Raw genomic sequence first — 23,823 nt, forward strand, 5'->3', positions numbered from 1 at the left:
TTTTTCCATACAATATATTAAGTTAAAACAGATGGCTGACATTGTTGATATTGCAGTTAGTGCTGGTTCTTTCAAGACTTTAGTAACTGCTGTCCAAGCGGCGGGTTTGGTGGATACGCTGAAAAGTCCTGGTCCTTTTACTGTCTTTGCACCTAATGATGATGCCTTTGCCAAACTGCCACCAGGAACGATTCAAACCTTGGTGCAAAATATTCCCCAGCTTGCCAGAATTCTCACGTATCATGTCGTCCCTGGCAAGTTAATGAGAGCTGATTTGGAGAAAGTAAGTTCTGTCATCTCAGTTGAAGGTTCACCCATCAAAATTGATTGTTCTGATGGTTTTGAGGTGAAAAATGCCACGGTTCTCGCAGCAGATATCGAAGCGGATAACGGCGTTATTCACGTTATCGACACGGTAATTTTGATGGGTTGAATCAAATGAAAGGGAGCGATCGCTCCCTTTTAAAAAACCTATTTAAGGCGTGTTGGAGGAATCAAGGCATTCATCAGCGATCGCTTCAAAAAAAGCCCCCCTTTTTAAGGGGGGTTGGGGGGATCTCCTATCGATAATCCGACCGCTGAATATCGCGCAAACGAGCTTCAGGACGCTTAAATCGATCCATCTGAGTTTCAAAAAACTCGCGATTTGCTTGTAAATGCTTCTGATTAGAGTCGTCTAAAGGATACAAAAGTGCAGTCCGCAATGCTTGGATGACAGCAGAAGTAACGCAGTACATCGATCGTTGGAAAGTAATCCCTAACTGGATTAACATATCATCTTCACCCCGGCAGTGTTGGCGATAGTAATCCACAAGATAGGGTGGCAGGAAATGCAGCATATCCTGCATTAATAATGTCGGCGGAATGCCAGCATTTCCCACCGGAAATACATCAGCATAGAGAATTCCATAGTGGAAGTCTTTCTGATTTTCAGGAACTTGCTTCGCCTGAGCATTGTAGGACTTTGTACCCCGGAATGGAGCGGTGCGGTAGAAAACTGCTTCCACATACGGTAATGCTGCCTCGTACAGCCATGTGAAACCGCAAGATTTGGGGATAATTTCATATTTTTCACCGCGAATGTAAACGTGATGATAAATGGGACGACCCGCGATCGCAAAAATTCCATTTACTAGAAAATTCATCGCTTCCGGCACACTGGTAATTTTCCCCTCATCGTAGAGGTCGGACATTTCAAAGAAAACCGGAGCCATCACTTCCCAGAACAAGCCTAAATTACTGTAGTAAGACAGTTGACGCACCTGTTCTAAGAACATATCTGGGAACAGATTATACAGTCCCAGCATCGCCGGATTACCCTGGAAGTAAGCCTTAATTGCTCTGTCTGCATTAGCTTTATATTCATCGCTATCCAGATAGGCATCGAATTTACCCCAACCCATGTCTCTGCCGTGCCAAAGCATTGCTTGCATACAAGCTTCGGCAAATTCCATATTTATCCGGTCATGCCCTAAGTGATGGAATAACTTGGGCATTTTAGAAGTTTCGCCCTTCTCAATAAACTCTAGAAGTTCGGGATGAGCAGTGGCTTCTCCACGCCAAATCCGCAAATCTGCATCGTCTCCAGCGTAATGATTATGTAACTCCAAATATTCCTTGGGCAGGAAGTATTTAAAGAAGGGAAAGGGATTTAAAAAGACACGCTCGGCAATATACAGCAGGTCGCGCCAGTAGAAATCCATCGGTACTGCATACGCTTTATAAATACCGATAATTTGCATGAGATTTTCCGGCGTATCCGGGAGCATTGCACCACCAGCTTCTAAGCGGTGAATTATTTCGGCAAATTCATGATTAGAAGGAGGTAATTTAGTTGCAGGCTTAGGTGTAGTTTGTACCATTTTTAGTTCCTTTAGATGAATTGTTGAAGGTTTTTTGATGAGTCGTTATTTTGTTGTGCGGACAATGTTTTTGACCTTTCCCCCAACCCCTTCCTTGGCTTTTAAGGGGACTTAGGTTTCTCGTTTTCAGGCTGAGCCAAGGAACGAAAGCTGTAGTAGCACGTCTAGACTAAAATGCTGGGTTGATAAAATTCGCTCAATCAAAATTTGCCAACCAGGACTTACGCAACATCACCACATCTGAGGGCAACCACAGAGGGATTGCCCCTACAAAACGCTATATGTATAAGCTTTGCGTAAGCTAGTAGGTTGGGTTGAACGATAGTGAAACCCAACGCTCTATAGGGGTTGCTGGGTTTCGTTCCAAGGGCCCAGCCTACGGAATTTTGGTTTAAGTCAGTGCCATTCGACTTAGGTTTCTCGTTTCCAGTCTGAGCGAAGGAACGAGAGTAATGAAAGTAACTTTCTATTGCTGTGAAGACTGGTAGTTGATAGCAACTTGCTGATTAGTAGTCTTGGGAATAGTAGCAACCATTGCAGCTGTTGTCGGTTCGCTCCAACGCACCAGCCAAGTGGGATAAATTCCCAAGAAGAAGATTAAGGCTGCTAAAACTAAAGCTGGTGTGCGCTCAACCCATTCAACTTTGGGATAGTATGCTGCGGTATTGTTCAGTTTGCCGAAACAGGTGCGGTTAATGAGAATTACAAAATAAACTGCCGTTAAACCGCTACAAATCACACAAACTAGGGTTGGAATTGGAAATACTGTGAAACTGCCTTGCAGCACTAAAAATTCAGCGATAAAGCCTACCATACCGGGGATACCAGCACTCGCCATTCCGCCCAGAACTAGCAAAGCAGTGGTAAGAGGTAAACCGCGTTGGGGACTCAACAAACCATTCAAGACATCTAAATCGCGGGTGCCGACTTTGGTTTCGATAACGCCCACTAAATGGAAGAGGATGGCTAAGATGATGCCGTGACTAACCATTTGTAAGACGGCACCGAGTACACTAAGCGGTGTAGCGGCGGCAGCGGCTAACAGAACATAGCCCATGTGACCGATAGAGCTATAAGCAACCATGCGTTTGATATCTTTTTGAGCGATCGCACTCAGCGCACCATAAGCGGCACTAAACGCTCCGACAATCGCTAACCCAGGTGCCACAATTGTCCACGTTTCGGGAAACATTCCCAAACCAAACCGTACCAAACCATACGTTCCTAACTTTGCCAGGATGCCACCCAAAAGAATGGCTACGGGTGGGGAAGCTTCTACATAAGCATCTGGCAACCAAGTATGCAACGGAACTAAGGGAATTTTGATTCCGAAACCGACCACCAGCATTGTTAGCAGGATCAGCTGCGCTTGTAGCGGTAAACCTTGAGCGATGTGGACATTGTAATCAAAATTAGGAGCGTTACCCAGCCAAGTTATACCCAAAAATGCCGCCAGAATTAAAATTCCAGAAAGCGCTGTATAAATGAGAAACTTCATCGCTGCGTAGCCACGCTTTTCAGTTCCACCCCAGATGGCAATTAACAAGTACAGCGGAATCAGTTCCAGTTCGTAGAACAACACAAACAGCATCAAATTCTGCGACAGGAAGGCACCAGCAATTCCGGCATTGACCAGCAGCACTAAAGAATAGTAAAGCTGAGGACGAGTAATCTGCTTTGAGGTGCTGTAAATAACAATCCATGTCAGCAGGCTATTCAAAGCCAACAGCGGTAAAGACAAACCATCAACACCGAGGCGGTAATTCAATCCCAAAGTGTCAATCCAGGGCATAAATTCAGAGAATTGCATCCCGGCATTGTTCAGGTCGAATTGAGTTAGTAGAAATCCTGTCTCTAGTAAAATTCCACTGACAATCGCTAACGCGAGTAAACGTGTCTGACTAGCAGATAAGTTAGGTAAAAATCCGACGAGAGCGGCACCTAAGAATGGCAGCCAAATTAAAGTGCTGAGCATAGTTTGTTATTTGCTGATTCCGGTTGACTAACTGAACTTGGGAACTCTAGAAATGGCGATTGGGGCATATAGAAATCCTGATTTAGGTATGAGATATTCTCCTCTATTTTATGCGTTGACTAATGCGCGATCGCGTTTCGGCAACTAAAGAATATCTCACCACTTAAATAGGATTGCTATAGTTCTGGCTAACTCAGCAAGGTAACTTTGCCAGTGTCCAAATCGTAATAACCACCTACAACCTTCAGTTTTCCTTCCTCAACTAACTGAGAGATAACAGGAGAAGATTTCAAGTTTTCTACTTGAACCAAAACATTTGCTTTGCTAGCATTCTCTAGCCAATCGCCGGGTTTTCCTTTGGATTTTTCTACACCGGGTTTAATCGCCTCAAGTAAGCTACCGATCTGACCGGGGACTGGGGCACCTTTAATGGTGGCATCTACCGCCCCACATCTTTTGTGTCCCATGACCATTATTAGCTTGGTTCCTAATATTAAACTGCCAAATTCTAGGCTGCCAGTTTCCTCCGGAGTGGCGACATTTCCCGCGACGCGGCATACAAACAAATCTCCAAATCCCCGGTCAAAGATAATCTCAGAAGGAACCCGCGAATCCGCACATCCGAGAATCGCTGCAAATGGCTTCTGGCTTTTCGCAACGGCTACCAAACGTTCAAAATCTCGGTTGATATTTTTAGTTTTTCTGGTAATAAACCGTTGATTCCCCTCCATTAAACTTTGCAGCGCTTGATCGGGTGTCATGTCATTTTCTGCAACAGCTTGGTCGGGAAAAAACAACTTGGCTCCGAGTCCGGCTGTTACGACCCCTGTTCCTAGTGCCCCGGCGCTAAATTTCAGCAAGTTCCGTCTGGAGAAATGTCCTTTCTGTTTTTTTGCGTTCATTGGTTCGTACCTTCCTTTCTAATGGGTAAATACTCGTTTTGTTTGTCTGTTGTCATTAGTCATGTCTTGTTTCCGATTGACAAATCACTAATGACAGGAAGTTCTAAATCAACCAGGTTGTCAGTTAGTTCAGTAGGGTAGCTATTGCCCACACTTTACCTACTGAGCGAGTGCTACAAACAGCGGTGAAGCCTCATGAAAAAAGCGCCAGTATAACATCATTCCCAACCCGATTATTCCCATTACTATCGTCAGCGCATAAGCTTGGGATTGTCCGGAAGTGCTGTATTTCAAACTTTGTCCGCCGAAAAGGGAAGCAAAGCCGACAAAATTAACGAAGCCATCCACTAAGTAGCGATCGAAGGTAGAGATGAAGCGGGAAATTAAATCAACGCTGAAAACAATACTCACGCGGTAAATTTTGGCGGTGTAAAAGTCATAAGTCAACAAATCTTGCAGAGGTTTCCAGGGAAGTTGGACGGGTTTTTGCCACGTTTTACCGAGATAAATCACACCGCCAAGGCTGCAACCAAAGATGCTAGACCAAATTAACAGCAGCGCCATATCTTTATTGAAGGTTGCCCAACTCGGTAGTAGCGACAAACTTTGTAAAACTAAGGGGAGGTGGAGGGTGAAGCCGAGCAAAATTATCATGGGGAAAGTTAAAGGCCAAAATGCTTCTGGCGATCGCACAGTCATTTGTTTGGGTTCTCCGCCAAAAATCAGCCCAAACACTCTCGTTAAACTGAAGGCTGTCAAAACATTGACCACCAGCAATAACCCGACTAGCCAAGGTTGAGTTGCCCACAAACCATCTGCCAATTTCAGCAATGCCCAGAAGCTGCCTAGAGGCGGAAAAGCGATTAATCCCAGCGTCCCAACCACAAAGGCTAATCCAGATATAGGGCGGCGCGACCATAAACCGCCGAGTTGCGTTAAGTCTTGGGTGACGTTGTTCCAAATAATTGCACCAACACTCATTACTAACAACGCCATTGCGATCGCATGAGTCAAGATCAACAACAAAGCTGCATCATCTTGCTGAGTGCCTACGGCAATAAATACCAATCCCATGTAGGCGCTGACGGAATAAGATAAAGCGCGTTTGATATCAATTTGCGCGATCGCAATTAAGGAACCGCCAACCGCCGTCACCCCACCGATCGATATCAGCGCCAACGACACTACAGGAGAAAGTGCTAACACAGGTTGTAACTTAATTAACACCCAGGCACCCGTTGCCACTACGACCGAGTTCCGCAAAATCGTGCTGGGAAGCGGGCCTTCCATTGCCTCATCCAACCACAAATGCAACGGAAATTGAGCGCATTTACCCATCGGACCAGCAATTAAAGTTAAACCTAATAGCGCGGCTACTGTAGGGTCTAAATTAGCGGTTTTTGCCCATTCTGCTAACTCATTAAAATTCCAACTTCCTGCCAGGGGATATAAGGCAATTACTGGCATCAGCATGATTAAATCCCCAACCCGCTTGGTTAAGAAAGCATCCCGCGCCCCCGTCACCACTAACGGCTGGCTAAACCAAAGTCCTACCAGCAAATAAGTCCCCAAGGTGAGGATTTCTAGAATTACGTAGCTAAAGAACAACGAGTTGCACAAAGCTAAAGCACACATCCCTGCCTCAAAAAGCCCCAGCAAGGCATAAAAGCGTGCCCACCCCCAGTCCATCTCCATGTAGCCGATCGCGTATGTCTGCGCTAGCAGGTTCAATCCGGTTACTAAAGCGATCGCTGCAACGTTAATTACTGATATTTCCAGGGGAAAATTTAAATCCAAACCCGCTGCCGACAGCCATGTAAACGTGATTTCTTGAGGCGGCTGGTTCCAAATAGCTTGCAAAGTAACTAAGCTATGAACGAACGCCAAAAATGTCATCAACAAGTTAATGTAACCAGCGGGTCGCGGCCCTGTGCGACGGATGATACCGGGCGACCATAATAGCCCGGAAATAGCACCAATTAAGGCATAGCAAGGGACTAACCAAATAGTATCGATGAGAAACTGAACCATTGAATTACCTCCAAACTTGCAGCAAAGCTAGGGTTGCCTCAAGCCAACCCGTAATTCCTCAAGCCAACCTATGCAGTGAGTCGAATGCCGATTGATAATTTCTTAATCGTTCTGCTTATCTTATTTTCTAAAGCACCAAAAAGGGAATCCTTGATTTAGACAATTAAGCGATTAAGCCTCTAACAAAAACTTATATAACTCTGTGCCAACATAGGTTTTTAGGCTATCGAGCAGTCGCTATCAATAATCTATATGGTATTTATAGATAAACATCTATAGATAAAATTGCTATCGGTGGCATCAAATATGTTGGATGATGCAATGTGTTTAGCGAACCTTATGAAGGCTGTCCTGAAGCATCTTTGCAGGCGATAGGATTTTGTTATGACAGAACACAACACCTCTGCGATTCATTCCACTGCCTTACCTGACACGATTGCTGATGGGGCACGCACTCCTTGCCGGGGAAACATTACTTTCCCGTTGGTGTTGCATTGGTGTTGCACTACGTCGATGATATGGTGACGGTATCGGAAGAAGCCATCCGCACCACGATGTTTTTCTTGTGGGAGGCACGACTCTAAATTGGCTATCATCGCATGAGAACGATTTTCAGGCACAATCATGAGTGGATCTGCGTTTACAGTTCCAGAAAAAGTAACCTTTGAGAGTGCGATCGCGCTGACTCAATCTTTACTCTCCCAGATGCAAGCGGGTGAATTATCCGAGGCACAGATAGCCGAAGTAGTGGGAAAATTAGTGAAAACTGAAAATGGGGCGAGAGGCTTTTTCGTCACTTACCTAACCTCTGAGGGGACAATCGCCGATAATCCCTCTGCTGCTGTTGTACAGGCATTGCAGTCAAATCCAGACACAGTTTCAGAATTATTAGTCAAAAATGTAGCCATGTCTGCGGCGATGGCAGTTGCCCATCATCGCAATGGTAACGAAGAGATGGCGCAATCATCCCAAAGAGTGCGATCGCGTACCACTCGAATTATCGAACTGGTGGAACTTCCTTCTGTCTACGAACTGTCTCAAAAGTTATTGGAAAGTGCCGTCACTGGCGAAGGTAGCTACAAAGCATTTTTAGAACGCTGGGGTTACGATGCCGAACAACGGCAGGTTATCTCTGAGGCATTAGAACAAATTATCAAGCGGTAATAGGTAATCGTCAGTACTCCTTAATCCTTGGGTTGTGCTACTGACCAATTACCCATTACCTTTTTCCCAATTAGCAACAACTATGGTGACATCCCCGACTCAATTCTCCGATATTCAAACTCATTGGGCACGCTTATTCATCGAAGCTTTAGCCCAGCGTCGCATTATTAACGGGTTTCCCGATGGGACTTTTCGCCCGAATCAATCCATCACTCGTACTGAATTTGCAACCCTGATTAGCACAGCATTTTCCAGACCGGCGAAACGACAGTATATCCCCTTTATTGATGTTCCTTCTACTTACTGGGCGGCGAGTGCTATTCAAAAAGCTTACGAAACACTATTTATTAGCGGTTTTCCTGATAATCGCTTCCGTCCAGCAGACAGGATTACCAGGACGCAAGTTTTAGTTTCTTTAGTCAGTGGCTTGCAGATTGCCGCGAATGTAAAATCTGACCTGAAAACAGCACTGCCACAGATATATCAAGATGCCGCTGCAATTCCTAGTTATGCCACCGACGAAATAGCAGTAGCGACGAAAGCAGGGCTGGTGGTGAACTACCCGAATGTAAAATTATTCAATCCCAATCTGGCAGCAACTCGTGGCGATGTTGCGGCTTTTATTTATCAAGCTTTAGTGTATCTAGACGAAGCGCCTCGGATTGCATCTCCCTACATCGTAGTGCCTCCAAAACCCAACGCCCCCAGTCAGACTCCGACTGTCAAAGTCAGTCATCAGCGGGAGTTTCGGGGTGTGTGGGTAGCAACTGTGTGGAACAGTGATTGGCCTTCCAAACCGGGACTGACGGCTGCACAACAGCAAGCTGAACTCATCGGCATCCTTGACCGAATGCAAGCGATGAAAATGAATGCGCTGGTGTTGCAGGTACGACCGGAAGGGGATGCCTTTTATGCTTCGCAATTAGAACCTTGGAGTTATTGGCTGACCGGAAATCAGGGAAAAGCACCAGAGCCATTTTACGATCCGCTGGAGTATGCGATCGCCCAATGCCACAAGCGCAATATTGAACTTCATGCTTGGTTCAACCCTTACCGCGCCAGAGTCTCCATCAAAAACTCCCCGCCAGTCCGTCCTCACATCGCCGTCACCAACCCCGAAGCGGTTTATTTATGGGGTAATCAGACGTGGATGGACCCCGGATTGAAAGTGGTTCAGGACAGGGCATACAACGTCATTCTCGATGTAGTGCGTCGCTATGACGTGGATGGCATCCATTTGGATGACTATTTCTATCCCTATCCCATCGAAGGCAAATCTTTTCCCGACAATAAAACCTACGCCGCCTATACGGCTGCTGGTGGGAAACTCTCTTTAGGTGAGTGGCGGCGGGACAATGTGAATCAAATGGTTCAGCGCCTATCGCGGGGAATTCAGGCAACCAAGCCACACGTCAAGTTTGGTATTAGTCCTTTTGGCATTTATCGTCCGGGACAGCCGCCTCAAATTCGGGGACTAGATGCCTACAGCGTACTTTATGCCGATTCAAAAAAATGGCTAGATCAAGGCTGGGTTGATTATCTCGCCCCGCAACTCTACTGGCGCATCGACCAAACCGCCCAAAGTTACCCCGTATTGCTGAAGTGGTGGACGGATAATAACCCCAAAGATCGACATATTTACGCTGGTAATAATCTGGGACAGTTGGATGGCAAGGCTTGGACTCTTGGGGAGATAGAAAAGCAAGTTGAAATTACTCGCAACTTGAGCGGGAATTTGTCTCTGGGGAATATCTTCTTCAGTATGGAATCCTTTGTTGAAAATCGTCAGGGCATCTATGACAAATTCAAAACCTCGACTTATACCAAACCAGCACTAGCACCCGCGATGTCGTGGCGGGATACGACACCACCCGCGCCCCCAACGGCACTGGGGTTGAGAAATGGCAAGCTGACATGGAATGTTGCTACCAATCCCGATATTCGCTCCTGGACGCTTTATAAGCAAAGTGGTACAACTTGGACGCTGCAAAGAATCCTTTCGAGAGAGATAACGTTTGCGACGGTTGAGCCGGGAACTTACGCTGTGTGCGCGGTAGATAGGATGGCTAATGAAAGTGCGGGAGTCCTCGTCATCGTCTAACTTATAGTTAACAATAATTGTAGGTTGGGTTGAGGCAACGAAACCCAACATAACATAGCTTATGTTGGGTTTCGTTGCTTTGTGTTTCCTTTGTGCCTTAGTGTTTCCAGTCGTTAGTAGTTATAAGTCTAAAGACTCTGTTTTAGAGTTCAGGCGCTTGGAGATTTGGCTAATTATCCCACTGAGAATTGCGCCTCCCATGAGAATGCCAAGCGCTGGGGTAAATAAGGGTTGCCAAAGCTTGTACCACAAATCGAGACCGAGGGGAATGCCCACCGAGTGACCGAAAACAGCGATCGCTAGCCACCCAAAACTGAGCAAGACTAGGAACACATCCGCTACTAAAATCAGATTGAGCCAATTGAGGAGTTTATCTTTCATCAGAGTTCTTCAAATTTGTCCAAAAATTTTCGTTTAACAACGTTTGTTTGAGGTTGTTCATCCGCATCTGAAACATTGTCTCTAAACCCCAGCGGATTGCGGTACTGTCCAGAAATGGGTTCAGTTCAAAATTAATTACATCAACTAGGCGTGTCTCTGTGTCAGAAATGGGAATGAACTGATGAATATGTTCCCAGAATTGGAACGGGCCGCGCAATTGTTTATCAATAAATCTTCTCGGAGGTTCCCAGCGAGTAATTTGCACTTGCCAGTCGATTCCTATCTGCTCGAAAAGCTCTACCCGGATTGTAAAGCGCGTACCTAAACCACAAATAATGTTGGAATCTAATACCCTGACTACTGGAAACGGTGGAGAGATGCGTTCTAGCAGATGTACATCCTCGTGAGCTTCCCAGACGGTTTCTATGGGGAGGGAGACGGTTTCGCTAACCTCAAAGTGTTCCAATTCTCTTCACCACCCAAGTCATTTGCTCGTTGGTAAATTTTTTTTGCAGTTGACGCTTCGGAATCGCTTGCTTTGAAATTTTATCAATTACAAGACGTTTTTGATGATTTTTGCTAAAAAATTAAAGATATTTTTTAAGGGTTTATATTACCCTGGGAATTTCTTAAGTTTAATATCGAATCGCTTCCTACACAGCATGAGTGCGATCGCTGCGTCAGTCTCCACGAAGGCAATATTGACATCTGAATCTATGTTGCCTTCTCCTGCCTTGATGTATGACGAGGCTAATGGCTCAAAATTTGGAATTGCTCGGAATTGATCCGCCCCGCCTCGTACAGCGTTTCGGCAACTTCCCCCATCCCTAGCACAGAATGACCCCGATAGCCGTTTTCCTGAAGCCGATCTTTGACTCCTTTTTCATGGTCGATCAACACTACGATATCTTCGACATTTAATCCAGCATCTTTGAGTTTCGTTGCCCCCTGCATGACGCTATTGCCGCTGATGAGAATATCATCGACAACGACAATTGTTTCTCCCGCCTGGAAATGACCCTCGATCGCTCGTTGGGTGCCGTGAGATTTTACCTCCTTGCGCGGGAAAATCATCGGACGGTCTAGGCGCAGCGCTAACCCCGTAGCGGTGGGTAAGGAACCATAAGGAATTCCGGCAATTCGGTCAAAGTGCAAATCTTTGAGAATCTCGGCGTAAGCACTCAAAATTTGATGGAAGATTTGCGGTTGGGAGATGATGATCCGCAGGTCGATGTAGTAGGGGAAAATGGCTCCAGAGGCTTGCACGCGATCGCCAAACATAATGCAACCAAGGTCGTAAAGTTGCAAAATCAAAGCTCGGTGGGGAGAAGGCTGCAAGAAGCAAACATCTGGAAGCCACAAGTCACAGGTGGGGCTTTCCTGCACAATTTTGAGACGTGCTTCATTAACAGTGTCGCGTAAGGCTTGGACAGCCTCAGCCGGGTGTTCGGTGGTTAATAAATCTGGGGGTACTGGCAGGAGTAGCCCTTCTCCATAGCTGTTTAAGCCAGCCGCCAGCATCTGAGCTAAGTTTTGGTCTTCTGACCATTCCTGCACTAAAATCAGGCGTTCTGGCGCGATATTGCGGATGCGAGTCAGAATTTCCGGCATTGCAGCCCCCACTTCTAGCCCTAGTTGTTCTTGCGTGCCCCAAGTTTGGGCTTCTTTCACTAGATGTAGGTAAAAGGGTAGTCCTGTGCCTGGATATTCTTGCAACACGGCGGCTGATGGGTTGTCAGTGGTACATAGCACGAAGACAGCTTTGGCAGGATAGACCAAAAAGGGAGCCGCTAAGTCAAGTCCTGGGTAAGGACTCAAGGTGACAGCATCCACCTTCCAGTCTTCAAATACGGTTTGGGCAAAGACGGTGCTGGTGTTGAGGTCGCCGTGCTTGGCATCCAAAATCACTGGAATGTCGGCGGGGATGGCTGCTAGGGTTTGCTGAAGTAGTTCTAAACCTGTTGCCCCTAGCGCTTGATAATAGCCGAGGGTGAGTTTATAGGCGCAAACTAAATCGGCAGTTTCTGCAATGACCAATTGTAGCTGGTCGCTAAGAAGAGTGCGATCGACCGAAGGGAGAATGGCGCTAGCCCCATCGCGCTTTGCTAGATTCTCTATATCTGGGTCGAGTCCTGCGTACAGTAAGCTTTGATTGCGCTCGATTGCTTGCAGTAATTTATCGAAGAAGTTCATAGGTGTTTTTTTAAACGCTTTCGGTACGCAAAGGTAAGCGCAGAGGTACGCCAAGGAAGAGGGGTGAGAGGGTTACATGGATTGTTTGTATTGTTCTAAAATTTGGGGAATATAATCGTAGCCATCGACGCCGATGAGGGCGATAATTTGTGGGCGCGATTGTTGCAATTTTTTCTGGAAGGCTTCTGCTCCCATTTGTCCCTGCAAGATGGTGAGTAAGCCTGCGGTTTTCCGCCACTCTTCAGCAGCAATTTGCTCTAGGAGATACATTCCTAGGCTACCTGTCATGATTGTTTTATCTATGTTTTGCAGACTATAGTGAGCTTCGGATAAGTAAGCTAAGTTTCGTCCTTGTAGGTATAAATCCCCGGAAAATTGCGCGGCTTGTAAGCCGGATTCTAGGTATTTGATGGCTTCTTGGGGTTGTTGCACAATTAAGAGGGCGATTCCCAAACTGCTGCAACAAAGGGCTTTACTTTGACCGTCTCCTAATCGTTCTGATAACTGCAATCCTTGTTGCAAATAGTTGATGGCTGTCTCGTAAATTTCGGGTTCTACTTGTTCTAATTGTTGAGCTTGGAAGACTTCACTGTAGCCGAGATTGGCGAGGGCGTTGGCTTCTCCTAATCTATCTCCCGTTTGACGAGAGAGAATTAATGCCCGTTGGCTATAGCTGATGGCTTCGGCATAGTTTTTTTGCGCGACGTAGGTGCGACTGAGGTGATTAAAATTGGCAATTTCACAAGGGCGATCGCCTGCATTTCTGGCGATTTCTAAGGCTTGCTCATGAAATGCGATCGCTTCTGCATATCGACCTTGCGCCCGCTGGGAATAGCCCACTAATGTCAAAATTCGAGCTTTTTCTTGAGTTCCTTCGACTTGTCGCAGCGGTGCATCTAGATAGTCAAGGGTCGTGCGGAGATATGCGCCGGAAAATGAGGCGAAAATGCCACCGTAGAGGGGGAAGTATTGCCGCTGTGAAAAGGTTCTGAGGATTTGTAGGGTAATTTGAAAACAGCCATTCACCAAGCGATGTCCCAAGGGGACGACCCCTTCCAGGGGTTCGCGTGAAGTAGAATTGAGAATTGTTGCCTGATTCAAGCCATTCGCTAACTGCGACCAAATAACGGCAAAAGTCAGAAAAGTGGAAATCGACAGCTTCGCGCCCACTTTGGAGTCGTAAACCAGTTTGTCAAACCAGTTCGCCAATCCCCGCTGCAAGTATTGCAAAATTACCGCTAACTCAACCAAGGAAATTAAGTCAGGCGGTTGTTTTGCTACTAATTCGGTTAATGATTCGTTGAGGGCAAGCGTGTGGAATAATGCCTGAGGATAGGGGCTATTGACTTGTTTTTCCCAGACTGCCCAAGGGCCATTTTGCGCCGGTGTGCCTTCAAATCCTAACGAGCGGTTTTGGTCGTAGATCCAGCTTACCAGGTGCCCTTCCAAGCGTTGCCAAGATTCTAAGCCACGGGCAAGACCTTCAGCAAGTTGCTGCACATCTCGATCTTGTTCGGGATGGGTAATTTCTGGCGCTTGTTGCTTCAGTGCAGATGCCAACTGCGATAAGTTCAAAACTTGCGCTAAATTAGGGTCGATAACCCGTAATAAAGCCGCTAGCTTGTCGTCTGGTGGAGAAGCGATAATTTGTTGAACAGAGGTAGCGATCGCATCCGTCGCCCGATTTTTTTCCTGCGCCCGTTCCCATTCTCCCCGAATCGTCTGCATCGCCCTCAAGGTACGAGTCGCCTTGGCAAGCTTCATTTCATCCTTTTGAGTGTCCACCTGTTGCTGGGTGGCGCTTAAGGTTTCTTCTAAAACTCGCTCGAAAATTTCGCCCGTACCCGGAGTCACATCCTTGACGACCATTTTATACACCTGCTCTTTTGAGCGAATCTGCCCTTTGAGGGTGGTTTGCACAATTTGGTCGATTAATTGTAAGTAGCGATCGCGCAAAGGCAGAGAGTCTGTCATGGGGAGTGGTTAAGTGGAATTGTAGGCAATACGGTTCGGTTCACTTCTCCCTCTGTTTTGATCCCTCTTCCTTGCAGGGAAGGAGGGTTAGGGCTTACCTTTCTTTTTTAAGAGGGGAGAAAATAACTCATTTACTTTGCAGTGTACTGAATAATTTACTTAGTTCGCATCCTAAAAAGCGTGGAGAAACACTAACGCTGATGTTTGCCGATTTTCTACCCTCCCAAGTTCAGCAGTTGCGCGAGTCCGCATCCATCGCCCTTGCCCAAAAAATTGAGCGTCAGGCGATTAAAACTTCTCTCTCGCCACAACCGATAGCTACAGCTTACGTCCATCAGGGGAACGGCGGCACCCCAATTCTGTTACTACCAGGTTTTGATAGTTCGGTGCTGGAGTTCCGCTGCTTGCTGCCACTACTCGCCGCCCAAAATGAAACGTGGACGTTAGATTTGTTGGGATTTGGCTTTACAGATCGAGTGCAGGGAATTTTGTATAACCCCGACGCCATCAAGACGCACCTGTATTACTTCTGGAAAACTTACATCCAAGTGCCAGTCATGTTGGTAGGCGCTTCGATGGGAGGTGCAGCAGCAATTGACTTCACCCTCACTTACCCGCACGCTGTCAAAAAGCTGGTTTTAATTAACAGTGTGGGTTTCAGTGGTAGCTTCCCGCTTGCCTCTTATCTATTTCCTCCCTTAGACTTTCTGGCAGTAGAATATTGGCGTCAGCGCAAACTCCAAGCGCTGTTATGGGGCAGCACTTTTGGTAACTTGGAACCGACTGCAATTGAGGCGATTCGGTGTGCGGCGCTGCACATGGAAATGCCCGGTTGGCACGAGGCTATAATCGCGTTTATGAAAAGTGGTGGTTACGGGGATTTGGCAGATAAAATTCCTCAAATTGATAAGCGGACGCTGATTCTGTGGGGTGAGTCTGATGATATGTTGGGTACAGACGATGCCCATAAGTTTAAGAGAGCGATCGCTCATTCTCAACTAATTTGGATCGAGAATTGCGGGCACGTTCCTCAATTTGAACAGCCGGAGATTACCGCTAAGCATATTTTGGCTTTTGGGTGATTGTAGGATTTATTTTTAACGCAAAGGTACGCAAAGGAATTTGAATGGTAAGGGTAGCGTTAAAGTTATGAATCAGGATTTTCTCTGCAATCGGTGGGTAGTCAGTTCAGAAGAAGCGCGGCAATTGATTGAACAGGGGGCGACAATTCTGGATGTTCGCAATCAAATTTCCTGGTTGCTTGGGCATATTTCTGGTGCTGTTCATGTCACTTGGCAGCAATTCTCGCAACAACAATCACCGCATAAGGGGAAATTGATTGACAATCCAGAAATTTTGTCAGAAAAACTTCGCGCTGTCGGCATTTGCAACAATAAACCTGTCGTTGTCGTTGGCAATCCAGTTCACAATTTTGGCGAAGAAGGGCGTATTGTTTGGATGTTACGCACTCTAGGGCATTCACAAGCAGTATTTGTCGATGGGGGACATTCAGCACTTGTTAACGCAGGTGTACCGATTGTTTGGGGCGTGACTCAACCCAATCCTGGCGATTTTGTTATGCAGCGAACTTCGTTATGGGAAATTCAGCGCGATGAACTCAAAGCCAATCTTGCAGCAAAAGATATATCCCCAGATTTGATTGTAGTTGATGCCCGCGAAGCGAGGGAATATGCAGGAACTCCCTCTTACGGCGAACAGCGAGGAGGACATCTCCCTGGTGCCGTGCATTTCTACTTCCAAGATTTGAAAGATGCCCAGGGTAATTTGCTGCCTCGTGACCAGATTATTAATAAGTTAAAAAGATTAGGAATTCAGCGTCATACTCCTATTATTACTTATTGTACGGGCGGCATCCGCTCAGCTTTTTTGACTGCTGTACTTGTTGATTTAGGATTTAATAATGTGAAAAATTATGCGGGTTCAATGTGGGAATGGTCAGCTTCTCCAGCAAATAATTATCCTCTAGAATCTGAACATAAGTAGGAAAACTAAATTAACCTAGCTTCCGCTCTAACCAGGTTACAAATAATTAAGCTCCTCTAATTATCCATAAATTTAATAATATTTTATCATCTTTATGCCACCACCTATCCGCGCTCAAATCATAAAATTTTAAGTCGTTTTTTTTTAGTGTTCGCTTTCCATCCTGCATCTGGGAGGGTTGATAGGACAAACGCATCTAAGGTGATTTTAGTCGCTGCTTCAGTTGGATAATTATGCTGACATCTTCACCCACTCAATCATTCCACTTCTAGCCTATCGACATCTAGGATGCCTTCTATTAAGGGTAGCGATCGCCATCTTCGCAGCATCTGAACGACAACAGCTAGCGTATACTGCCCGCAGCCGCGCTTCTCGCTTTGTCTCCAGAAGCACAAATCTTAAATCTCAAATCAAAAATATTATCAGAAGCCTCGTACAATGAAATATTGCTGGGAATATTGCTGGGACTGGAGGAACTGATTTTATGCCACAGGCAGTGGGAACGATCGAAACGTTAGGATTCCCAGCTGTACTAGCAGCAGCAGACGCAATGGTTAAAGCTGGTGCAGTCACGCTGGTTCATTATGGACTTGTAGAAAAAGGGAACTTTATGGTTTCCGTTCGGGGAAAAGTTTCTGAAGTCAACATCGCTGTTACTGCTGGGATTAAAGCCGCAGAGACAGTCTACGGAGGTCAAGTCATCTCCCACTACATCATCCCCAATCCTACTGAAAATGTTGAAATGGTTATGCCCATTCATTTTACCCAGAAAGTTGAACAGTTCCGTATGTCGTAGTTGGTTAACAACAGTAACTTAATTTTGGGCGGACATTGCCAGCCATCCCAGCAATTCTTGGGATTTTGTCCACCCGATTGTTTGCTCTTTTGTCAAGTCAAAAAGCTGGAAAGTAAAGGCAAGGGGCATTTCCATCAAAAGGTGCATCGAAAATTCGTACAATTAGTTCTTAGCTCCACGTAACTCAATTAAATTTAGATTCAGGAGATAGATAGCCAATGCCACAGGCAGTTGGATCGATAGAAACAAAAGGCTTTCCTGCTGTCCTAGCAGCGGCAGATGCGATGGTTAAAGCTGGAAGAGTTACCCTAGTCGGCTATATCCGAGTTGGTAGCGCCCGTTTTACTGTCAATATTCGGGGGGATGTTTCAGAAGTGAAAACTTCAATGGAGGCGGGAATTGCTGCCGTAGAAAAAGTTCATGGTGGTGCTGTAGAATCCTGGGTGATCATTCCCCGTCCCCATGAAAATGTCGTCAGCGTTCTGCCAATAGGCTTCACTGAAGAAGTGCAACAGTTCCGAGATGCTGTCGAACAACCCATAGTATACAGGTAGTGGAAACAGCTGTTAGCGAAAGGCGCGATCGCAGCGCCTGCTGAGTAGAAAGACTGCCTGCAAGCGATCGCCCAAAATCAAAGCTGCTATTACAACCCGTTTTCTTCAAGAAAATGGGTTTTTTTAGCAATATTTCTTGGATAAGACTTGCTCTTTCCTTAAAAAGGAGAAAACATAGCTCTTACAACTGGTTAGCGGTGATTAGTTTTTCGCCTCACCCTAGAGGCAATTTCTCAAACCCTTGATTAGTCAGGGTTCTAAAATTAGGAGTTTCGTATAGCGAAAATTTCGTGACACTACCATCGTACAAACACTAGCAAAAATTGGAAATTACTAAATCTTTACTAAAATTCAATATATTTTCATCAAAATTACACAAATTTTGCCCTATTTGTATATAAAAATTGACTAATTGTGAATATTATTACCAGACTTAGCCAAATTAGTGGAGTCAGATATTGCAAACATTACCTGCTAAAGCTTCATCGGTAGGGACTCGCCCTGAAATCGAAGTGCTGCTAATCTGTGCCAGCGCTCAGATGGAATTGGAAAAAGTTGAGCGGCTAGTCACTCTACTTCAGGAAAATCACCTAGATTGGGCAGAACTGATCCAAATGGCGACTGAGCATAAGGTGATGCCGCTTTTGTATTGGAATCTAAACAGCACCTGTCCGGAAGCGGTTCCCAAGAACATTCTGACTAAGTTGCGGGCTGATTTTCAAATCCTAACTCGACGCAGCCTGTTTTTGAGCGGCGAACTGGTTAGACTCGTGAATCTATTTGAAGCACAAGGAATCCCGGTTCTACCTTTCAAAGGGCCAGTTTTAGCCGCTTGTGCCTACGGCAATTTGTTGAGAAGACAGTTCTGGGATTTAGACATCCTGGTGCAAAAAAGAGACATCGAACGTGCAAAGGCGCTGTTTTTGTCTCAAGGATACCAGATGAAAATCGAGCGCATCGAAGTGACTCAAGAACAGGAAGCAGCTTTTGTGACTTCGCCTCATATTCATCAATTTGTGCGCGAAGCTGCCTATCCATTTAGAAACCACCAGAAAGGAGTGCTGGTGGAACTGCACTGGGGAGTGATGCCGAAGTATTTTTCTTTTCCTATCGATTCTAAAGAATTGTGGGATGACCTTGAGCCTGTCTCCATTGCTGGCACGACAGTTCCCAACCTCTCGCCAGAGAATTCGTTGCTAACTATCTGCGGACACGGAACCAAAGACTGCTGGACACAACTGGCAAGAATCTGCGACGTAGCCGAACTTATCCGCAGCCATCCACAGCTAGACTGGGGCAAACTGATGCAGCAAGCTAGCGCCAAGGGCGGTCAGCGAATGTTGTTTCTGGGTTTAATGCTGGCACATCGTCTTCTGGGAACTGCCTTGCCAGATGATGTCTGGCAAAAGATTCAGGCTGACCCAGCGGTAGAATTGCTAGCGGCTGAAGTATGCGAACAGCTTTTTTGTTCGTCGGACGGTTCTGTTAAAGACGGGACAACCACCCGCTTCCATTTAAACGCCAGAGAACGCCTGATTGACAGGGTGCGGTACTCTCTGAATTTAGCAATCACGCCGACTACTACCGACTGGCTGCTACTACCCTTGGCGGAATTTCCAGCTTTCCTTTACTATCTGCTGCGACCAATCAGGCTATTAGGAGAGCAGGTATTGAAAAGATTCAAGCTGAGGAAAAAAAGTTATGATTTTCATGCTTAAAGTATAAAATTTCTTCCTTAATGAAGATGGTGTTGGAAAAGAAATAAAATTTTTTCAATTTTAAATTAAATATTATGAGCTTTTTACCAATCTGTTTAAATCAAAAGCTCATAATATTTATGCTGTGATATTCTTGAGGATATTAAATAGTTATTTGTTCGCAAAAGCCCGATAATTATATTATTTATATATTGATGATAAAAACCAATTATTTATATCTTGACATTAGAATATCTTAAGGTTAGCTTAGGGTTAAGATAAGCGAAACAAAGCTTGGTAATATACTCGAAGCCCCCCATAATCATGAATCATTCAGAAATCTTCAAGGTGAATGCTCCTAAGGTTGTCCACGAAACCATTGATGGTGAAGTTGTAATCGTCAACTTGGATAAGGGAGATTATTATAGTCTGGTTAAAGTTGGAGCTGATATTTGGGAAGAAATTATTAAAGGTACTTCCAAAAGCAATATTATCCAAAAAATAATTCAGTGCTACGAGGGCGATCGCCAAAATATTGAAAATACTGTCAATGATTTTATTGCCAGATTGCAGCAAGAAGAACTAATTATCTTTGACGGCACAGAAGAGTCGAAAGATTCAAATATAGCTAGCTTACCAACCACAACAAACGGTAAGCCGGAAAAGCTCACTTTTTCACCCCCAAGCTTAGAAAAATACACAGATATGGAAGAATTGCTGGCTTTAGACCCCATCCATGAAGTTAATGAGGTGGTGGGCTGGCCTAATGTTAAAGTTGAGGTCTGATTAAATCAGCATTTGGCATCATTATCAGTCAGCTTCAAAGTGTATTGGGAAGGGGCAGTCGTCAGGATTTGCCCCTAGGTTTCAGCTAATTCCTTAAGTTTTTTTCAACATGATTACTAACGAATTGGCATCCGAGATTGCCACCAAAACAGAACAGAAAGACGCTTTAGCTTTTTTTAATACAGTTTATGAACTATACGAAAAAGCTGAGGCTGCATCTGGTTCTATTGACCGTTTTTATTGCTTAGGCGGGTTTAAAATTCGGTTGCGTTTTGCTGGTTCAGCTTTAATTCCCTACATGACACCAGCTTTAGGACATTTAGCTACAGAACCTGTTTCAGATCCAGCGCTGACAGTTTGTTTGTGGGATAGTGCCTCGACAAACACCGTAATGCCGCCTCCACCTTGGCAAAGAAATCATCATCATCCAAAGCGCGGGGAAATTATCGGGTTTACTAATGAACGCATTCATACGAGTTTCCAATGGGGTGCGTTTGCGTTAAGCATTTTAGATAGCGATCGCAACCTGGGAATCTATTGGGTTGAGACAACCGAACAACTTCCTTACTGGGAAGCAGGTTCTCCGCTACGGACAATTTTTAACGTCTGGATGAGTAAGCGGGGACTGCAACTGGTTCATGCGGGTGCAGTTGGAATGCCAAGTGGCGGCGTGTTGCTAGTCGGAAAAGGGGGGTCTGGTAAATCAACTACAGCTTTAACCTGCCTTAACTCTGAGCTTTTCTATGCCAGCGACGACTATAGTTTGATTGCTTCTGACCCCACTCCAACTGTTTTTAGCATTTACAGCACTGGCAAAAAAAATGCCGATGATGTTCAAAGATTGCCGTTTCTCGCTAAGGCAATTAGCAATAGCGATCGCCTCGATTCGGAAAAAGCGCTTTATTTCATTAATGACCATTTTCCCGAAAAAATATTGCCCAGTTTTCCCCTCCGATCAATTTTAATCCCACGCATTACTGGGGAAACAAACACCACCTTGAAACCGACCTCGGCGGCAGCAGCCTTAGCAGCACTTGCGCCGAGTACAATTCTACAACTACCGGGTGCTGGCAAGGAAGCTTGCCAGATGATGATGAAAATCGTTAGCCAGCTTCCTTGTTATTACTTAGAACTCGGCACCGATTTAAGGGAAATTCCTGAAGTGATTTTAAACCTCATTACAAAGCAATAAACAATGGACGATAACCAATTATTCGTTAGCGTTATTATTCCGGTTTACAACGGGGAGAAGTATCTCTCAGAAGCCATTAAAAATGTCAAAAACCAGGACTATCAACCTTTAGAAATTATCATTGTTGATGATGGCTCAACTGATGGAACAGCAGAAGTAGCAGCGCGATCTAAAGATAGTATCCACTATGTTTATCAGGAAAATAGCGGCCCAGCAGCGGCTCGTAACCGTGGTTTAAGGATAGCGAAAGGGGATGCGATCGCTTTCTTGGATGTTGACGATCTGTGGTCGGAAGATAAGCTTAAACTTCAAGCTAATTATTTGGCAGCTAATCCCTCGGTAAAGATTGTTCAGGGATTAATTCAACAAATGAAGCTATCTCAACTGGCGGTGAACAATCAACCCCTTTTTGAACTTGCTTACCAACCTTACAGCTATATTAATTTAGGAAGTGCAATTTATAGAAAATCAGTTTTTGATATAGTTGGCTTTTTCGATGAAACGCTCAATTATGCTGAAGACATTGATTGGTTTATCCGAGCGTGGGAAAAGGGCATTTCAAAGGTTATATTAGAACAGGTAAGCCTGTTTTATCGCAAGCATAAAGATAACATGACAGTAGGAAAAAATTTAGTCGAACTTGGGTTTGTAAGGATTTTCAAAAACCATTTAGATCGATGCCGGAAACGTGGGAATTTTCAAAATAATTCCTTATCAGATATACCGATTAATGAGTACCTTGGTACCTCTCCTGAAATCCCAAAAATAATGTAATGGTTGCAGAAAATAACCCGAACAAAAATTTACCGCTAGTCAGTGTAATTATAGTTGTCAAAAATGGAGAGCGTTACTTAACAAGAGCCATTGAAAGCATTCTAGCTCAGACTTACGAACCCTATGAAATTATTGTTGTGGATGGTCAATCAATAGATAACACTGAAAATATTGCTAAATCTTTTCAGCAGGTTCGCTATGTCCGCCAAACTACTCAGGGAATTGCAGATGCTTATAATCAAGGAATTGATTCTGCTAGAGGAGAATTTATTGCTTTTCTTTCCCATGACGATACTTGGACACCTAACAAATTAAGCACCCAAGTTAGTTATATGATTCAACATCCAGAAATCCAATACACAGTTGCCAAAGTCAAGTTTTTTTTGGAGGAAGGGCATTCCATTCCACCAGGATTTAGACCAGAGTTACTTGAAGGTGAGCATATCGGTTGCATTATGGAAACTTTGGTAGCGCGAAAGACTTTGTTTGAAGCGATTGGCAAGTTAAATCCTGAATTTACGGTGGCTGAAGATGTTGATTGGTTCTCTCGCGCTAAAGATAATAATATTTCAATGACTGTTATGGCTGAAGTGTTACTTCATAAACACATCCACAATACAAATCTTTCACTAAATTCAGCAGTTAATAACCAAAATTTACTGAAGATTATGAAACAATCAATCGAACGTAAACGCCATCAAAAACTGGAGAAAGAATAAAAATGAGCGGTTCTTCTTTGGTCAGCGTTATTATTCCTGTATACAACTGCGATCGCTATCTGGCTGAAGCTATCGAAAGCGTACTAGCTCAAACCTATCAACCCATAGAAATTATTGTCGTAGACGATGGTTCAACGGATGGTAGTGCAGAAGTCGCAAAACGCTTTGGCTCATTAGTACGATACTATTTTCAAACTAACAGTGGTAGTGCTGCTGCCCGCAATCACGGCATAGAATTATCACAAGGCAACTTCTTTGCTTTTCTCGATGCTGATGATTTGTGGGTAGAAGATAAACTGGCAAGTCAAATGACAGCTTTTGAAAGCGAACCTGAACTAGATATAGTATTCGGATTAGTCGAACAGTTTTATAGCCCAGACTTAGAGGAGAGTATGAGGGCAAAAATCCACTGTCCTACTGAGTTAGTATCGGGACATATCCCCTCAGCCTTACTGATAAAACGAGATGCTTTTTTCCGTGTAGGTTCTTTTGAAACTAAGTGGAATCTAGCCGAATTTGCCTGTTGGTATGTACGTGCTGTTGAAGTAAAACTTCGGATGAAAATGTTACCATATTTGGTTGCAAAGCGACGGATTCATAAAACAAATAAGGGAATTAGAGAAAGGCAATTCCAAACTGAATATATTAAAATTCTCAAAGCTTCTCTTGACCGACGACGCGCCGCAGGTGAGCAGGTAAAGAACTCATAGTTATTGTC

Annotated in this window: 23 protein-coding genes and 1 pseudogene; 14 read left to right on the plus strand and 10 right to left on the minus strand. The window is 44.8% G+C overall.

Annotated features, from left to right (window positions below; translation table 11 throughout):
• The first annotated feature begins 31 nt into the window (after positions 1-31).
• On the plus strand, positions 32-433 hold the full coding sequence (locus tag ACFW2W_RS02500) for a fasciclin domain-containing protein (protein WP_378172889.1): 402 nt from the start codon (positions 32-34) through the stop codon (positions 431-433).
• A 127-nt stretch (positions 434-560) separates the two neighbouring features.
• Here the strand turns inward: ACFW2W_RS02500 and ACFW2W_RS02505 are convergent, their stop codons facing one another.
• The 4 genes from ACFW2W_RS02505 to ACFW2W_RS02520 form a co-directional block, all read right to left on the minus strand.
• Complete coding sequence (locus tag ACFW2W_RS02505; protein WP_378172891.1) at positions 561-1,862, minus strand: CO2 hydration protein; 1,302 nt, start codon at positions 1,860-1,862, stop codon at positions 561-563.
• A 466-nt stretch (positions 1,863-2,328) separates the two neighbouring features.
• A complete protein-coding gene (locus ACFW2W_RS02510; RefSeq protein WP_378172894.1) occupies positions 2,329-3,837 on the minus strand; it encodes an NADH-quinone oxidoreductase subunit M in 1,509 nt (502 codons plus the stop codon).
• A 188-nt stretch (positions 3,838-4,025) separates the two neighbouring features.
• Entirely contained in the window at positions 4,026-4,739 is a 714-nt protein-coding gene (locus ACFW2W_RS02515; RefSeq protein WP_378172897.1) for a carbonic anhydrase, read from the minus strand.
• Positions 4,740-4,898: 159 nt separating this feature from the next.
• Positions 4,899-6,770 carry an NAD(P)H-quinone oxidoreductase subunit F gene (locus ACFW2W_RS02520; RefSeq protein ID WP_378172899.1) on the minus strand — a complete coding sequence of 624 codons (1,872 nt, stop codon included), beginning with the start codon at positions 6,768-6,770 and terminating at the stop codon, positions 4,899-4,901.
• Positions 6,771-7,193: 423 nt separating this feature from the next.
• Here ACFW2W_RS02520 and ACFW2W_RS02525 point away from each other — a divergent pair.
• The 3 genes and pseudogenes from ACFW2W_RS02525 to ACFW2W_RS02535 all read left to right on the plus strand — a co-directional run.
• A pseudogene (locus ACFW2W_RS02525) lies at positions 7,194-7,342 on the plus strand (pyridoxal-5'-phosphate-dependent protein); the annotation flags it as partial.
• Positions 7,343-7,394: 52 nt separating this feature from the next.
• Positions 7,395-7,934, plus strand: a complete 540-nt coding sequence (locus ACFW2W_RS02530) for a hypothetical protein (protein ID WP_378172902.1) — start codon at positions 7,395-7,397, stop codon at positions 7,932-7,934.
• An 82-nt stretch (positions 7,935-8,016) separates the two neighbouring features.
• A complete protein-coding gene (locus ACFW2W_RS02535) occupies positions 8,017-10,035 on the plus strand; it encodes a family 10 glycosylhydrolase (protein WP_378172905.1) in 2,019 nt (672 codons plus the stop codon).
• A gap of 120 nt (positions 10,036-10,155) precedes the next feature.
• Here the strand turns inward: ACFW2W_RS02535 and ACFW2W_RS02540 are convergent, their stop codons facing one another.
• The 4 genes from ACFW2W_RS02540 to ACFW2W_RS02555 all read right to left on the minus strand — a co-directional run bounded on the left by ACFW2W_RS02540 (position 10,156) and on the right by ACFW2W_RS02555 (position 14,583).
• Entirely contained in the window at positions 10,156-10,416 is a 261-nt protein-coding gene (locus ACFW2W_RS02540; protein WP_378172908.1) for a hypothetical protein, read from the minus strand.
• Positions 10,406-10,882 carry an SRPBCC family protein gene (locus ACFW2W_RS02545; protein WP_378172910.1) on the minus strand — a complete coding sequence of 159 codons (477 nt, stop codon included), beginning with the start codon at positions 10,880-10,882 and terminating at the stop codon, positions 10,406-10,408. Before ACFW2W_RS02545 ends, ACFW2W_RS02540 begins: the two co-directional genes overlap by 11 nt.
• Before the next feature lie 284 nt (positions 10,883-11,166).
• Positions 11,167-12,609 carry a bifunctional orotidine-5'-phosphate decarboxylase/orotate phosphoribosyltransferase gene (locus ACFW2W_RS02550; protein ID WP_378172913.1) on the minus strand — a complete coding sequence of 481 codons (1,443 nt, stop codon included), beginning with the start codon at positions 12,607-12,609 and terminating at the stop codon, positions 11,167-11,169.
• Positions 12,610-12,681: 72 nt separating this feature from the next.
• Positions 12,682-14,583 carry a tetratricopeptide repeat protein gene (locus ACFW2W_RS02555; protein WP_378172916.1) on the minus strand — a complete coding sequence of 634 codons (1,902 nt, stop codon included), beginning with the start codon at positions 14,581-14,583 and terminating at the stop codon, positions 12,682-12,684.
• A 200-nt stretch (positions 14,584-14,783) separates the two neighbouring features.
• On the opposite strand from ACFW2W_RS02555, the gene ACFW2W_RS02560 reads away from it, so the two are divergent.
• On the plus strand, positions 14,784-15,665 hold the full coding sequence (locus tag ACFW2W_RS02560; protein ID WP_378172919.1) for an alpha/beta fold hydrolase: 882 nt from the start codon (positions 14,784-14,786) through the stop codon (positions 15,663-15,665).
• A 67-nt stretch (positions 15,666-15,732) separates the two neighbouring features.
• Positions 15,733-16,587, plus strand: a complete 855-nt coding sequence (locus tag ACFW2W_RS02565; protein WP_378172921.1) for a sulfurtransferase — start codon at positions 15,733-15,735, stop codon at positions 16,585-16,587.
• Between the two features lie 257 nt (positions 16,588-16,844).
• Here ACFW2W_RS02565 and ACFW2W_RS02570 read toward each other — a convergent pair whose 3' ends face one another.
• Positions 16,845-16,982 carry a hypothetical protein gene (locus ACFW2W_RS02570; RefSeq protein ID WP_378172924.1) on the minus strand — a complete coding sequence of 46 codons (138 nt, stop codon included), beginning with the start codon at positions 16,980-16,982 and terminating at the stop codon, positions 16,845-16,847.
• An 89-nt stretch (positions 16,983-17,071) separates the two neighbouring features.
• Between ACFW2W_RS02570 and ACFW2W_RS02575 the strand changes: the two genes are divergently transcribed.
• Entirely contained in the window at positions 17,072-17,383 is a 312-nt protein-coding gene (locus tag ACFW2W_RS02575) for a carbon dioxide-concentrating mechanism protein CcmK (protein ID WP_378172927.1), read from the plus strand.
• Positions 17,384-17,401: 18 nt separating this feature from the next.
• Here ACFW2W_RS02575 and ACFW2W_RS02580 read toward each other — a convergent pair whose 3' ends face one another.
• Positions 17,402-17,530, minus strand: a complete 129-nt coding sequence (locus ACFW2W_RS02580) for a hypothetical protein (protein ID WP_378172929.1) — start codon at positions 17,528-17,530, stop codon at positions 17,402-17,404.
• A 71-nt stretch (positions 17,531-17,601) separates the two neighbouring features.
• On the opposite strand from ACFW2W_RS02580, the gene ACFW2W_RS02585 reads away from it, so the two are divergent.
• The 7 genes from ACFW2W_RS02585 to ACFW2W_RS02615 all read left to right on the plus strand — a co-directional run bounded on the left by ACFW2W_RS02585 (position 17,602) and on the right by ACFW2W_RS02615 (position 23,815).
• The gene (locus tag ACFW2W_RS02585) at positions 17,602-17,937 is read left to right on the plus strand and encodes a carbon dioxide-concentrating mechanism protein CcmK (RefSeq protein ID WP_378172932.1); all 336 of its coding nucleotides are present in this window, start codon (positions 17,602-17,604) and stop codon (positions 17,935-17,937) included.
• Positions 17,938-18,395: 458 nt separating this feature from the next.
• The gene (locus ACFW2W_RS02590; protein WP_378172935.1) at positions 18,396-19,655 is read left to right on the plus strand and encodes a nucleotidyltransferase family protein; all 1,260 of its coding nucleotides are present in this window, start codon (positions 18,396-18,398) and stop codon (positions 19,653-19,655) included.
• A 303-nt stretch (positions 19,656-19,958) separates the two neighbouring features.
• Complete coding sequence (locus ACFW2W_RS02595; protein WP_378172937.1) at positions 19,959-20,420, plus strand: PqqD family protein; 462 nt, start codon at positions 19,959-19,961, stop codon at positions 20,418-20,420.
• A gap of 109 nt (positions 20,421-20,529) precedes the next feature.
• Positions 20,530-21,612, plus strand: coding sequence for a serine kinase (locus tag ACFW2W_RS02600; RefSeq protein WP_378172940.1), 1,083 nt, complete (start codon positions 20,530-20,532; stop codon positions 21,610-21,612).
• Between the two features lie 3 nt (positions 21,613-21,615).
• Positions 21,616-22,386 carry a glycosyltransferase family 2 protein gene (locus ACFW2W_RS02605; RefSeq protein ID WP_378172943.1) on the plus strand — a complete coding sequence of 257 codons (771 nt, stop codon included), beginning with the start codon at positions 21,616-21,618 and terminating at the stop codon, positions 22,384-22,386.
• Positions 22,386-23,105: a glycosyltransferase gene (locus ACFW2W_RS02610; RefSeq protein WP_378172945.1), complete on the plus strand. Its 720-nt coding sequence runs from the start codon at positions 22,386-22,388 to the stop codon at positions 23,103-23,105. Before ACFW2W_RS02605 ends, ACFW2W_RS02610 begins: the two co-directional genes overlap by 1 nt.
• 2 nt (positions 23,106-23,107) lie before the next feature.
• A complete protein-coding gene (locus ACFW2W_RS02615) occupies positions 23,108-23,815 on the plus strand; it encodes a glycosyltransferase family 2 protein (protein ID WP_378172948.1) in 708 nt (235 codons plus the stop codon).
• Positions 23,816-23,823: the final 8 nt, after the last annotated feature.

The organism is Coleofasciculus sp. H7-2, from assembly GCF_042747725.1.
Classification (GTDB): Bacteria; Cyanobacteriota; Cyanobacteriia; order Cyanobacteriales; family FACHB-T130; genus FACHB-T130.